Genomic DNA, 13,405 nt, shown 5'->3' with positions numbered 1-13,405 from the left:
TTCAATTTCTAATACATAATTCAATTTGAAAATAAAGCTAAAAAGAGTAAAATACTTTATGCTTTAATAAAAATAAAGAGTGTTTACCTAAGGAGAAACCTATGCATAATAACGAGCAGACTGAATTAGAAAATGCTAAGCAACAGTTAGAGTTGAGTAAGCAACAAGATAAGTTATTGGAGGAAATTGAAATAAGATTACGCAAGATGAAGAGGATAGCTGAGTATGCTGCTGAGCACCAGTTGACTCAGAAGGAGATCACTGATTTTAATCGGCAAATTGAGGAGCTTCAAGATGCCATAAATATATTGGAAGTAAAGGTCGTTCAACTATCGGGACAATTTAGGAATGATCTTCCACTTCGGTAATGAGTGCTACTGATTCCGAGCTTTAACATTTCGATGTGGAGTTTGATCACAGAAGAAAAAATTGATTTTAAACGTTGCATGAATATGAAGAATGCATTTGACTCTGGGATTCTCGCTAACCCAGAGATTTTTTGCTTTTGTAAGATTATTTTTGTATGCGCTAATTTGCTTCTTGATGTCGTTGTGGATATTGAAATGATTAATCTCTAGTGCCTTTAATAAATTATTTTAAATAACGGTGTGTATTTTAAAGCTCTGAAATTACCAACAAGGTTAAAAATCACTTCACCGGGAATAGTAGTATGCGATAGAAATCAGCCAATGTAGATTACGGTGGCTATTCACATTCCGAAGGAGACGATTTTACCATGAAACCAATCATAGGAATTACTTCAGACATAGACGAAAAAGGAGAAACTTTCTTAAAAGCGGACTACAGTCGGGCGATTTTGCGGGCTGGAGGGTTACCAGTTGTATTACCAGCAGGATTAGAAGACATAGAAGAAATCTGTAACAGGATCGATGGATTACTTTTAACAGGTGGGGAAGATGTGAATCCTATAGTGTTTGGTGAAGAACCGAAACGTGAGCTAGGGAAAATAGCACCTGAACGGGATACTATGGAAATTGCAATTGCAAAGTGTGCGATTGGAAAGAATATTCCTGTACTTGGTATATGCCGTGGACATCAAGTACTGAACGTTGCGCTCGGTGGTACAATCTATCAGCACATCTATTCAGACTTGGAAGGTCCGCTAAACCAACATAAGCAACAGGCGGATCGTAACTATCCGACACATACTGTAGTCGTGGATGAAGGCAGTCGACTATCGACTTATGCGGGTGGCAAAGAAATCCTAGTGAACTCGCTACATCACCAAGCTGTTAACGCTATACCAAAACCATTAGTTGTGACTGGAATAGCAAAAGATGGAATCATCGAAGCCCTTGAAAGCACTGAACACAAATTTGTGATGAGTGTGCAATGGCATCCTGAAGCGCTTTCGAATCGTGGAGACAAAACTTCATTACGAATATTTGAAGGTTTCGTGGAAGCTAGTAACCAACAATTATAAATTTTTAAGAGGAATATTCTAGTCATCATGTTGGGGATAATCCTTAATCCACCAATTTCACACGCAAGAGAGGTTAAATATATTACGGTGATTCCCGTCAAAAGACGCGATCCGGATTTCCGGATCGCGTCTTTTTGGATTCACTGGAACCAATGCCTTCAAACTATCCACCTAAGCATGATAACGTCCCCTCAACTTCCAAATCTGATGCACCATTGCGAAAGTTGAAATAATTGTAAGATAGGTAAGCACTATCCATCCAGATTGTAAGTAAGGACTTAGAGCAATTCGAACGGTCTCGCTAGTTAGAAATTCCCTTTGATCGATACATAGATAGATGACCACTGCTGCGAGCAAGATGACTGCAACCATTCCTTCTACGAGCTTACTCTTTGTTTGCCCCCGCTCGGCGCTGTATTGGACGGCCCAGCCGTCTTTTTTGTTCGCGGATAGTTTACCTGGCCATACGTTTGTGAATGTGATGAGGTTCACCCATAAATAGAGTTCAGGACTGATGAGTAAGGCGGCCAAGATGACGTCGATAGGTCGATGCATGGGCGTCTTCAAGGCGAGAATTGTATTTAAGATGGAGGCAAGAACGACAGGAGTGAGCCAAATCCAGGACCAGTTGAACTGATCGGTGGCGATGCTAAGAACGAGCAATACGACTAATAGGACCCGGATGACCAGGTTCATTAGTGTTTTTGCTTGAGCTAGCCAAATCTTACCTCGGTGCTTGGAGCGCACACCGATATTGCTGTTTGTCAGTAACTCGACCGTCCCAGATTGCCACTTGTTCCGTTGCTGCCGGAATGTATGATAGGATTTCATCGCATCTACGTAACAGCGGGCTTTAGGGCTGATGAGTGTTTTCCATTTTTTCTGGATTTGCCACGTCAGTAGCATGTCTTCTACATCACTTTCATCTTGCCACGGTCCGTCTAATTTATTTTCATCGATGACGTCTTGAAGCGCTTCGGGACGAAAAAGTGTTGCTTGCCCGCCAAGGACGTATGTACTGCCACCACTATATTGCAAATCCAGCAGCCAGCTCGCCATATCTTGTTTTTGCTGATGTGTCCACCAACGGGATAGAAAGCCTCCATATTCACCAGTTGCAATTCTTTCTTCGTAATGCGGATCCGATTTTGAAATCGAGCTCTTCTTTTTAGGCATCCGCATCGTATATTTTGCCATGACGCCACCAATATTTCTCGAGCTCATTAACCCATCCCACAGATGTGATAACGCACCAGGAGCAAGCCGACTGTCTGCATCCATTACGAGGATCGCTTTGATTGAATCTTTATAATATGTTTCATAGATTGTTTGCTTTTTATTATACAAATCCAATGGATCCCCATAAATACTTTTCCACGCAGTATTTAGTGCTCCAACTTTACGCTGCTTATTATTTTTAGTGGTAAGTACGGTTAATCTTAACTTGAATTCAACACCTGCATCTAAAGCGACTTCCTCTGTTCGATCCGAACAATTGTCAGCGACAACAAATACATCCATCTCCACGCTTTTTGGTAAAGACTGATCACCGAGCCCTGCCAGACAATCCCGTATCGAACCTTCTTCATTATGCGCAGGGATGAATACAGCAATACGAGGTTTCATGTAGGTATTTCTGACTTTCGGCATTCTTGCTAATGAAGAAAAAAATTTCTTGACTGTTCATTAACAGTTCTTCCATAGCGAAAACTCCACCTCTCAATTTCCACCTATACCCTTTTTCCTAACTTTTTCCGAAGTCCTTTATGGTTAGATTTAATCTATCTATAAGTTATTGAGTTGCTGCTGAAAATAGAACGAATTCTAGGGATATATATCTAATTTCGATCTGAATGTATATAACGTGGTGAGGATTCATGATATAGGTAACCAAAAGGGATGAGGAAGATTCTGCAATGAAAAAAGGACTGCCAATTCACTGGCAGTCCCGAGAGTCTTATCTATTACACTTTAAACCGATCAATCGCTTGACTCAACTCTTCACTCAAGTTTGTCAATGTCTCCGCTGCATCCGTCACCGACTGAATGGCGCGAAGTTGTTCTTCCGTTGAAGCACTCACTTCTTCACAAGCAGCTGCCGTCTCTTGCGAAGTTGCTGCCATCGTTTGAATCGTCATCGCTACATTATCTTTATGCTGTGAAACGGTTTGGATCTCGATCGAAATCGCATCGATGGAAGCTTGCATGTCTGCCATCAACGAAGACAGTTGACCAAACGTCGATTCGGTTTCTTGGACGACGACCCCTTGGTCACGGAACGTTGTGATCGTTTCTTCCATTTGTTCAGTCACTAGGTGTGATTCTTGTTGTAGCTGTTGGACAGTCGTTTGAACTTCTTCAGTGGCACGCGCGGATTGTTCTGCGAGTTTCCGTACTTCCTCCGCTACCACTGCAAATCCTTTACCGTGTTCACCTGCACGTGCGGCTTCAATGCTAGCGTTCAATGCGAGTAAATTCGTTTGGGATGAAATATCCGTAATTGTATCCATAACGCCGCCAATCGCTTTTACTTTCTCACCAAGTGTCGCAATTGCTGTATTCATCGATTGCAGGTTCGTACCGGACGTTTTAAATGTGTCTTGCAACTGTGCCATTTGTACTTGTCCGTTGGCATTCATGTTGCCAGTTCGCTCCGCAATCTCAGTCATAGACATAGCACGTTCTGAAATATCGTTTATCTGGCGACCGAGTTCTTCTGACCGTTCTGTGACCGTTTCAGCGTCTTGTGCCGATTTAGATGCGCCTTCCGCAATTTCATTCACCGCATGCGCGACTTCTGCACTTGACGCACTCGTTTCTTCTGCGACTGCACTTAAACTTTCAGAGTTTGTCCGAACGTTTTCAGCAGATTGATTGACGACTGAAATGATGCTGTGCATGTTTGTAAGCATCTGGTTGAAGTTATCGCTCAGCTGTCCGATTTCGTCTGATGATTGAATGTCAGACTGGGCAGTCAAATCACCTTCAGCTACTGCATCCATCGAATTGCGTAGTCGCCCAATAGGTTTCAACAATTTTCCTATGATGAAGTACAAGCCAGTACCTACAATGGCTAGAGTGATGAGTGAAATGATGAGAATGGATTCTCGCAGTTGTTTAGCCATGCCCATTAAGTTCTTTTCTTCATAAACTGTTCCAATCTTCCATCCATAATCGGGAAGCGTCTTAAAGATGTTTACACGTTCAATCCCTTTTTCGTCTTTATAATGCAAGCTTCCTTGTTCTTTTGCAAACAAATCTTTCACATAATGTACGTCCATCAAGTTCTTCCCACTCTTTTCAGGATGGGAGATGGCAGTTCCTTCGCTATCATACAATACTGGAAATCCATCATAAGCGATTTTAGTGGCATTCAATGCCGCCGTCATCGAAGAAAGTTGGATGTCTACGCCTGCCACACCAGCAAGTGCTCCATTTTTCTCAATGGCTTTTGAAGCCGTAATAACGAATTTTCCTGTCGCTTCATCCACATATGGTTTGGACCATTGGACTTCATCTGGATTCGATGCTGCCTTTTGGTACCATTCTCGCTCTGTCGGATCGAAACCTGTTAAGTCCACCACCGGAAAGATTCCTGTATATTTCGAGGGGAGGGCATAATAAGAAGAAGAAGCATCCGGATAAATCTCAAGAAATTCCTCCAACTCTTTTAAAAGTTCTTTTTCAGTGACTTCTCCACTTTCAGGACCGGTAAAGTTCACGAGTTTATCTGAAATCGTGACGAGGTTAATCCCTTTCCCGTACTGGTCGAGAAACGTCTCTACAGAATATCCCATCTGATCAGCCAAACCTTCGCTCGAATCAATTACTCGCTCTAAAGAACGTTTTTTTACTTGATCATTCAGCATGTATGCCATTAGGGCCGTGCCTGCTAAAAAGAGTACGATTGTTGCCAGAATAATTTTGGCTTTCAGTGACTTTGTCATACTCATTACCCTCTCCCATTGTATTATATGTATATATACTAGTTACTTCGACATTTTTCGCGGGAAGTTGAGTGGGAATTTTTTAAATATTTCTTCGGCTCTAGGGGGGGAGGATTAAATCAATGAAACGATGATGATTGCTAAATGGTTTAAAAGAGAAAAATCCCTCATTATCAAGAAAAAAGAGACTGCCTAATGTTATGGCAGCCCCTTGTCATACATCTATTACACGTTAAACCGAGCAATGGCTTGACTCAATTCTTCACTTAAATTCGTCAATGTCTCTGCTGCATCCGTCACCGATTGAATGGCGCGTAGCTGTTCTTCCGTCGATGCACTCACTTCTTCACATGCTGCAGCGGTTTCTTGTGACGTCGCCGCCATAGTTTGGATTGTTGAAGCCACATCGTCTTTGTGCTCAGAAACCGTCTGAATTTCAGATGAAATCGAATTGATGGATGCTTGCATATCCTCCATCAGAGTAGATAATTGACCAAATGTCGTTTCGGTATCTTTGACAACCATCCCTTGGTTATAAAACGTTGTAATTGTCTCTTCCATTTGTTCTGTAACGAGGCGCGACTCATTCTGCAATTGCTGAACAGTCGTTTGAACATCTTTGGTCGCTTGTGCAGACTGCTCTGCAAGTTTGCGTACTTCTTCTGCAACCACTGCGAATCCTTTACCATGCTCGCCTGCACGTGCTGCTTCAATGCTTGCGTTCAGTGCCAACAAATTCGTTTGTGATGAAATATCTGTAATTGTATCCATTACGCCGCCAATTTCCTTTACTTTCTCACTAAGTGTGAAAATCGCTTCATTCATCGATTTCAAATTCATACCTGATGTCTGGAATGTCTCTTGCAATTGAGCCATCTGAGTTTGTCCATTTGTGTTCATAGTTCCTGTGCGTTCAGCGATTTCTGTCATAGATTCGGCACGTTCTGTAATGCCGTTAATTTGACGGCCTAGTTCGTCTGAACGTTCTGTCACCGTTTCAGCATCTTCTGCAGATTTTGACGCACCTAGTGCAATTTCGTTCACAGCGTGCGCAACTTCCGAGCTGGATGCATTCGTTTCTTCAGCGACTGCGCTCAAGCTCTCAGAGTTAGACCGTACATGTTCCGCAGATTGGTTCACAACGGAAATGATGCCATGCATATTAGTGATCATCTGATTGAAGTTCGTGCTTAGCTGGCCAATTTCGTCTTTTGTCTGAATGTCAGATTGAACGGTGAGATCACCCTCCGCTACTTCATCCATGAATGCTCGAAGACGGGCGATTGGTTTTAGCATTCTCCCAATTAGGAAATACAACACGACAGCTACGAATATTAAAACGATTGCTGAGATGATTAGAATGGAGGTTCTAAGTTGTTTCGCCATCCCCATCAAGTTGTCTTTTTCATACACTGTCCCGACTTTCCAACCAAATTCGGGAAGTGTGTTGAAAATACTAACCATTTCTTTCCCGTTTTCCTTATAAGCAAGATCGCCTTGTTCATAATCATACATATCTTTCACATAGGACAGATCCATAAGGTTCTCACCGATTTTCTTATGATGAGAAAGGGCAGTCCCTTCTTTATCAAAGAGAATCGGTTGTCCGTCATAAGGAATGTCTGTTTCATTCAGCATCTGAGAAATTGCAGTGAGTTCAAGATCGACTGCCGTGACTCCTGCTAGCGTTCCGTTCGTTTCAACTGCGAGTGAAGCGGTCGTCATCAGATTGCCGGTTGCTTCATCTGCATAAGGAGGAGTCCATTGGATTTTACCAGGGGATGCAGCGGCTAACTGATACCAAGGACGTTCTGTCGGATCGAAAGAAGCAGTATCCCCTTTTGGAAATTGTACAGTATGTTTTGATGGAGCCGAAAAGTAGACTGCAACGGCATCATCGTAAGCATTAAGAAAAATTTCTAGTTGTTCCTGCAGCAGAGTTTCAGCAGGTGCACTTTCTTTAGTAGTTGTGAAGTCCGCTATCTCCTTTGAATCTGCAAGGAAAGTCAACCCTTTACTGTATTGTGATAAGAAATTTTCTACAGAATCGGACATTTGATCAGTAGTCCCTTCACTGGAACTGATGACCCTTTCAACGGAGCGAATTTTGATCATACCGTTCAGCATGTAAGCCATCAGTAGAACACCCACTAAAAATAGTGCAAGTGTTACTGAAATGATTTTGGTTTTAAGAGACTTTGTCATGATTTTCCTTCTTTCTTCTATTATGTACACAAAAGCTATTTCGGTAGATTGAACTAATAGTTTAGAGATAATTTAATTATCTTGAAATAATAATCGAAAAAAAGACGATGATTGTTTCTTATCCAATTAAGAAGTCCATTCTGCATTGCAAAATTCCTGTAAACTTCTCTCGATCTTTGCCGATATAACAATTAGTATAGTGTGACTTTTGAGGGGGACGGAGAAATGGTCAGTCAAATAGGGGGAAGTCCAGACCGCCAACATGCGGCAGGGCCAACGGATGGAACGTCATCCGGAATTGTGACAAAAGTTGAAGCCATTAACGACCAAGTACAACAGCAAGCGTCTAGAGAACAGGATTTACCCATCAAGAAAGCCAAAGAATTAACGGCGGGATTGAATAAGTTCCTAGAAAGCGTAGACACGCAGTTGAGGTTTAAGATGCACGACGAATTGCACGAATACTATGTGACGATTGTAGATTCCAAAACCGACGAAGTAATCCGGGAAATCCCATCCAAAAAACTGATGGACATGCACGCGGAAATGAAGAAATTCCTAGGACTGCTCATCGATCGTAAAATTTAAGGAGGAATGGCACATGAGAATTAGTGGATTAGCCAGTGGAATCGACACTGAGTCGATGGTTAAAGAATTAATGCAGGCTCAGCGAATCCCGCTAGATAAAATAACGCAGAAAAAGCAGTATTTCGAATGGCAGTTGAATGATTATCGTAGTGCGAATCGTGATTTGAAATCGTTTAGTGACAAGTTGTTTGATAATGTGATTTTAGAGAAGAATTTTAATGCGAAGAATGTAACTGTCTCTGCACCCGATGAAATTTCGATTAAGTCCAAAGGGAATTCTGAGGATTTTTCTGGGACAATAAATGTTACGCAACTGGCGACGAATGCTACATATACTGGTGGAGATAAGATTAATATCGGTAAAACTTTAAAAGGAGATTCGTCAATTAAAATTCAAGGTCCTGGCGACACAGCACCTGTAGAGATAGAATTTGCTAAAGGCGATAGCATGGACGACATTGTAAAGAAGATTAATGAAAAATCTAGTGTTCGTGCATTCTATGATGAGAAGACAGGTAATTTTGGTTTCACTGCAAAGCAAAGTGGTAAGGGTGAAATCGTCATCTCTGAAGGTAGCAAAGGGACAGGCATAGCCGGCTATTTAGGTATATCAAGTAAGACGCAAGGCGTGGCTAAGGCGGGTGTAGATGCTGAATTTCAATATAACGGAATGGCCATAACTCGCTCGTCTAACACATTTGCATTAGATGGTATGGAAATCAGCCTCAAAGCTGTTAGTACAAAACCCATAACATTCAGCGCAACAACTGACACTGACAAAGTGTTCGACACAGTCAAAAAATTTGTCGAAGATTATAATAAGTTGATTGAAGACTTGAATAAAAAAATCCGTGAACCCAAATATCGCGACTTCCAACCTCTGTCTACTGAACAAAAGGCCGATATGAAAGAAAAAGAAATTGAACAATGGGAAGAAAAAGCAATGAGCGGTACGTTACGTAATGACCCTGAGTTATCTAATCTTCTAACAAAAATGAGAACTGCGTTGTCTGGTTCTGTTGATTTGGGGAACGGAGAAAAAATTAGTTTGAGTTCCATAGGTATCACAACATCCAAAAACTATCTAGAAAACGGAAAACTGGTGATCGATGAAACAAAACTGAAAGAAGCGATTTCCAAAAACCCAGCAGATGTCCAAAAACTATTCTCAAACGAAGTAAATGATAGCAAAGAGAACCAAGGGATAGCTCGTATATTGCGGACAGCGGTAGACGCTACACAATCGTCCATTCAAAAAAGTGCAGGTAAATTAGGCGACAACAATAATGCGTTCACTCTTGGCCGCACCCTAGAAAGTATGAACAAACAAATCGAACGGTTTGAAGAGCGGATGAAAGTCGTGGAAAGCCGTTACTGGAAACAATTCAGTGCAATGGAGACAGCCATTCAACGTGCTAACAGTCAATCAGCTAGCTTGATGAATGCATTTGGCGGCGGTGCTTAATTGAAACACGTATTACAAAAAGGAGAGTCTTTTAAATGGTCATGCATAATCCGTACGCAACGTACCAAAACAATACAGTTACAACGTCCACGCCTGGTGAATTGACACTAATGCTCTATAACGGTTGCCTGAAATTCATTCAGCAAGCGAAAAAAGCGACAGATGCAGGGGATATAGCGGAGAAAAATACAGCCATCCAAAAAGCACAAGCGATTATTTCCGAACTAATGATCACGCTAGATGCTTCATTCCCGGTAGCGAAAGACATGCTCGTCTTGTATGAATTCGCAAACAGCCGTCTAATCGAGGGCAATATTAAAAATGACACGAAACTTTTTGATGAAGCATCTGATATTATCAAGGAGTTCCGTGATACATGGAAGCAAGTCATCCAATTGAACCGCCAAAAGCAATACGGGAACGTGAGTGAGATATGATTCGAACGGAGCTCATTCAATGGAAAGAGGCAACGGATCGGTTGCTTGCACTTCCCATCGTAAATGATGACGACCAACGCGACGCGATGATTGCTTCCGTCGAAAAGATTTTAGATGAACGGGCGCAATTGCAACCTCGAATCCAGCCACCCTTTTCTGTTGAAGAAGAAGCATTTGGGAAAGAGTTGGTTGCTCAGGAGCCGAAAGTCGCTGTGAAGTTGGAAAGTTATCTAACTGCCATTCGAAAAGATCTCTCCGCGTCTCAAACGAAAAAAGATGGTGTGCGGAGTTATGTGAATCCCTACAGCAAAGTTGCCCGTGATGGTACGTTTTACGATACGAAACAATAAGAACACAAAGCCGACGAATTAATATTTCGTCGGCTTTCATATGTCTTTGGATCTATTACTAGTAGTTCTTGCGTAAGGTATAATAGTATTAATAAATTGGAAGAACTATCAAAATAAGGAGTGATGCTATGACGATTGAGCAGTTGAAACATGCTGACTGGCTTAGGAAAAATCACATTCTGTTTATCGGTTTTGCGATTGGTGGGGGACTGGGGCTCATCGCACAGCTTATTTTACAATCTAATATACAAACAATTCTTTCCGTAGCCATCCCGTTACTAATTGGATCTGCGTTTTATGTTGCATTTCGATTTACGAAAACTAAATGGCTGACACTAAGTTTGCCGTACATATTATTAGCATCCACATTTGCTGTATCACTAGGAGTTATTTTATTGTCAGAGGCTAATTTGGGTTCTATCGGTATTATCTTTTTCTTATTAGTATTTGGTGCAATTCATGGACGCTTACTTATTATGTCAGTCGCTTATGTATTAAGTTTAGGAGCACTTTTCCTGAATAATATGGTGTTTGTGAACCCCGAATTAGTTGAAGGAAGTGGTGCGAATTTAATCTTACTGCACTTTTTGAGTGGACTGATTTTAATGCTTGTCGTCCGTCAAAATGCGAAGAACTTCTCGGAGATTGAACGCTTTACTGAGCAAACGGAAGCGTTGAGAAGAGAAGAAGCGGAACTTGCTGAACGTCTGGATTTATCAGTTGAGAAAATCACGAGTAACTTAAGTAAACTTCGTGATTCTTCCGCGACATCGTTAGGCTCTCAACGTGAAATGCTGACAGCCATTCATGAAGTAAGTGGAGCTAGTCAACATCAGGCAGACCACATTTCAGATATTGCTGAACGCTCTGAACAGACGTGTGAAGCGGTTGAGGACATTTCTAAAGGTCTTTCGTTGCTTGTCCAAAAAGCAAATGACGCGGGAGAACGAGCAGGAGAAGGAAGTACCGAGATTGCCGGATTGAAGAGTGGGATTGATGCATTTGCGGATTTCTTTGATGAGTTGAATAGTACGTTTTTGGTGTTATCCGAAAAGATTGCGGAAACAAATGCGTTTGCAGGTTCCATTAAAGAGATTACGGATCAGACGAATTTGCTTGCGTTGAATGCTTCTATTGAAGCAGCGAGAGCGGGGGAGCATGGGAAAGGCTTTGCTGTAGTTGCGGATGAAATTCGTAAGCTTGCAGGAATGACGGATCAAACGTTATCTAAAATCGATACGAACCTCTCTGAAGTAAATACGTTCAATGAATTGGCAGTGTCCAAGCTAGTTGCTGGGAAAGAGCAGATTTCTGAGCAAACGGAAGTAGCGGATACGTCGAACACAACATTTACTGCATTGCATGAAGGAATGAGCGACTTGCAGAAAGAAATGCAATCGTTCATCGAGGCATTCAAAGAAATCACAGTGAACACTGACAATGTTCGAGGGCGGACGATGGAATTCGCTTCGGTTATTGAAGGAAGCACTGCTGCCATTGAAGAGCTGGATGCGACACTTACACATCTTGTTGACGAGCAAAGTGAAATCGACTCATATTTACAAGAAACGTATAATGAAGCAGTTAGCCTACGCGGTTAACAATGGCTCGCTCAGCTGTTGCTGGGTGGGTGTTTTTATACATGAGACCAAGTTCCGAATCATATTGTTAACGACGCCAACATTTAGAGAAAGAGGTTTCGTATCGCGTCTGTTTGGTAATAGTAGAGGACGGAGCACCTATTCAGGTATACGGTGAAATGAAGGACGCGGAACTGGTAGCTATTTGATATACTGAAGGGACTAGAGAAGTGGATGGAGTGTGAAGATATGCACTACAAACGTGATGAAGCTTTCAGATTTCACTTTAATGAACCTATCCCAGCAGAATTCAGTATTTATCTCAAAAACAGTGATCGTCCTGGAACCGGAACGGGTGACTCTAAGTTGCTGGATATTAGTCCGGGCGGAACCCGTATGGAGACGTCTTATAATATTCCAGTAAAGAGAGAAGAAGTAGCTATTCGATTGCGCTTCAATCTTTATCAACAACCAATTGAAACAGACGGAGTCATTGTCTGGAAGGAAGCGGTTGGAAACGGTTGGATGTACGGCATAGACTTTGACGAGAACGAGTCAGTTGCTCAAACAATCGTCAATGATCTAAAGCTTCGCAGGCAAGCTGAGCGTTAATCAGCTAGAAAAGCACTTCGGCAATTTCCGACAAAATTCTTTTTAAATTTCACAAAGAAAAGAAGGGTTTTGTTCGGTCAATGGAGAAGATAGAGATAGTGTCAAATTAAAGGAGGAGTTTATATGTTAGACTTCAACATTCGTGGCGAAAACGTCGAGGTTACTCCAGCAATTCGAGAGTACGTTGAAAAGAAAGTCAGTAAACTTGAAAGGTACTTCACTGAGGGTGTGAAAGCAACATCTCACGTGAACTTGAAAGTATACAGCGATAAGCAAACTAAAGTTGAAATTACAATTCCAATGAAAAATTTGACACTCCGAGCAGAAGAACGTCATAACGATTTATACGCAGCGATCGATTTAATCGTCGATAAGCTTGAGCGTCAAATCCGTAAATATAAAACACGTGTGAATCGCAAGTTCCGTGAGCGCGAAGGCGTTGGCGCATTCTTGCAGGCAACAATGGAAAACGAATCGAAAGAGCAAGATTATGCTGACGACGAAAACGAGTTCAACGTAGTTCGTACTAAGCAACTCGATTTGAAGCCGATGGACCAAGAAGAAGCCATCCTTCAAATGAACATGCTCGGACACGATTTCTTCATCTTCACTGATGGTGAGTCTGATTCTACAAACATCGTCTACAAACGCCGTGACGGCAAGTACGGCTTGATTGAAACTGGAGCTAATCTGTAATTGGAAACCGCCCGTAATTTTGGGCGGTTTTTTTGTGGGCAATTTTGTGTTTGCCTTTAAATGCTCCATTTATGTTGGTAA

At 41.9% G+C, this 13,405-nt stretch carries 12 protein-coding genes; 9 read left to right on the top strand and 3 right to left on the bottom strand.

What is annotated here, in order from left to right; genetic code table 11:
- The first annotated feature begins 101 nt into the window (after positions 1-101).
- Positions 102-368, top strand: coding sequence for a hypothetical protein (locus tag RL70_RS04045; RefSeq protein WP_052245755.1), 267 nt, complete (start codon positions 102-104; stop codon positions 366-368).
- 368 nt (positions 369-736) lie between these two features.
- A complete protein-coding gene (locus RL70_RS04040) occupies positions 737-1,444 on the top strand; it encodes a gamma-glutamyl-gamma-aminobutyrate hydrolase family protein (protein ID WP_039042122.1) in 708 nt (235 codons plus the stop codon).
- A gap of 171 nt (positions 1,445-1,615) precedes the next feature.
- Here the strand turns inward: RL70_RS04040 and RL70_RS04035 are convergent, their stop codons facing one another.
- The 3 genes from RL70_RS04035 to RL70_RS04025 form a co-directional block, all read right to left on the bottom strand.
- A complete protein-coding gene (locus RL70_RS04035) occupies positions 1,616-3,070 on the bottom strand; it encodes a glycosyltransferase family 2 protein (protein WP_082003298.1) in 1,455 nt (484 codons plus the stop codon).
- 338 nt (positions 3,071-3,408) lie between these two features.
- Complete coding sequence (locus RL70_RS04030) at positions 3,409-5,391, bottom strand: methyl-accepting chemotaxis protein (RefSeq protein WP_039042120.1); 1,983 nt, start codon at positions 5,389-5,391, stop codon at positions 3,409-3,411.
- A 225-nt stretch (positions 5,392-5,616) separates the two neighbouring features.
- Positions 5,617-7,596: a methyl-accepting chemotaxis protein gene (locus tag RL70_RS04025; protein ID WP_039042119.1), complete on the bottom strand. Its 1,980-nt coding sequence runs from the start codon at positions 7,594-7,596 to the stop codon at positions 5,617-5,619.
- Between the two features lie 225 nt (positions 7,597-7,821).
- Here RL70_RS04025 and flaG point away from each other — a divergent pair, with 225 nt between their 5' ends.
- From flaG to hpf, 7 genes are all read left to right on the top strand, one after another.
- Positions 7,822-8,184, top strand: coding sequence for a flagellar protein FlaG (gene flaG, locus RL70_RS04020; RefSeq protein ID WP_052245754.1), 363 nt, complete (start codon positions 7,822-7,824; stop codon positions 8,182-8,184).
- 13 nt (positions 8,185-8,197) lie between these two features.
- Positions 8,198-9,649 carry a flagellar hook-associated protein 2 gene (locus tag RL70_RS04015; RefSeq protein ID WP_039042118.1) on the top strand — a complete coding sequence of 484 codons (1,452 nt, stop codon included), beginning with the start codon at positions 8,198-8,200 and terminating at the stop codon, positions 9,647-9,649.
- Positions 9,650-9,684: 35 nt separating this feature from the next.
- Entirely contained in the window at positions 9,685-10,086 is a 402-nt protein-coding gene (fliS, locus tag RL70_RS04010) for a flagellar export chaperone FliS (protein ID WP_039042117.1), read from the top strand.
- The gene (locus tag RL70_RS04005) at positions 10,083-10,436 is read left to right on the top strand and encodes a hypothetical protein (RefSeq protein WP_052245753.1); all 354 of its coding nucleotides are present in this window, start codon (positions 10,083-10,085) and stop codon (positions 10,434-10,436) included. Before fliS ends, RL70_RS04005 begins: the two co-directional genes overlap by 4 nt.
- A 128-nt stretch (positions 10,437-10,564) precedes the next feature.
- Positions 10,565-12,037, top strand: coding sequence for a methyl-accepting chemotaxis protein (locus tag RL70_RS04000; RefSeq protein WP_039042116.1), 1,473 nt, complete (start codon positions 10,565-10,567; stop codon positions 12,035-12,037).
- A 228-nt stretch (positions 12,038-12,265) separates the two neighbouring features.
- Entirely contained in the window at positions 12,266-12,628 is a 363-nt protein-coding gene (locus tag RL70_RS03995) for a PilZ domain-containing protein (protein WP_039042115.1), read from the top strand.
- Positions 12,629-12,751: 123 nt separating this feature from the next.
- Positions 12,752-13,324 carry a ribosome hibernation-promoting factor, HPF/YfiA family gene (hpf, locus tag RL70_RS03990; RefSeq protein WP_039042114.1) on the top strand — a complete coding sequence of 191 codons (573 nt, stop codon included), beginning with the start codon at positions 12,752-12,754 and terminating at the stop codon, positions 13,322-13,324.
- Positions 13,325-13,405 lie beyond the last annotated feature (81 nt).

The organism is Sporosarcina sp. ZBG7A, assembly GCF_000813425.1.
Lineage (GTDB): Bacteria > Bacillota > Bacilli > Bacillales_A > Planococcaceae > Sporosarcina.
The sequence above is the reverse complement of the archived record's forward strand: the minus strand, read 5'-3'. Positions and strand labels throughout refer to the sequence as shown.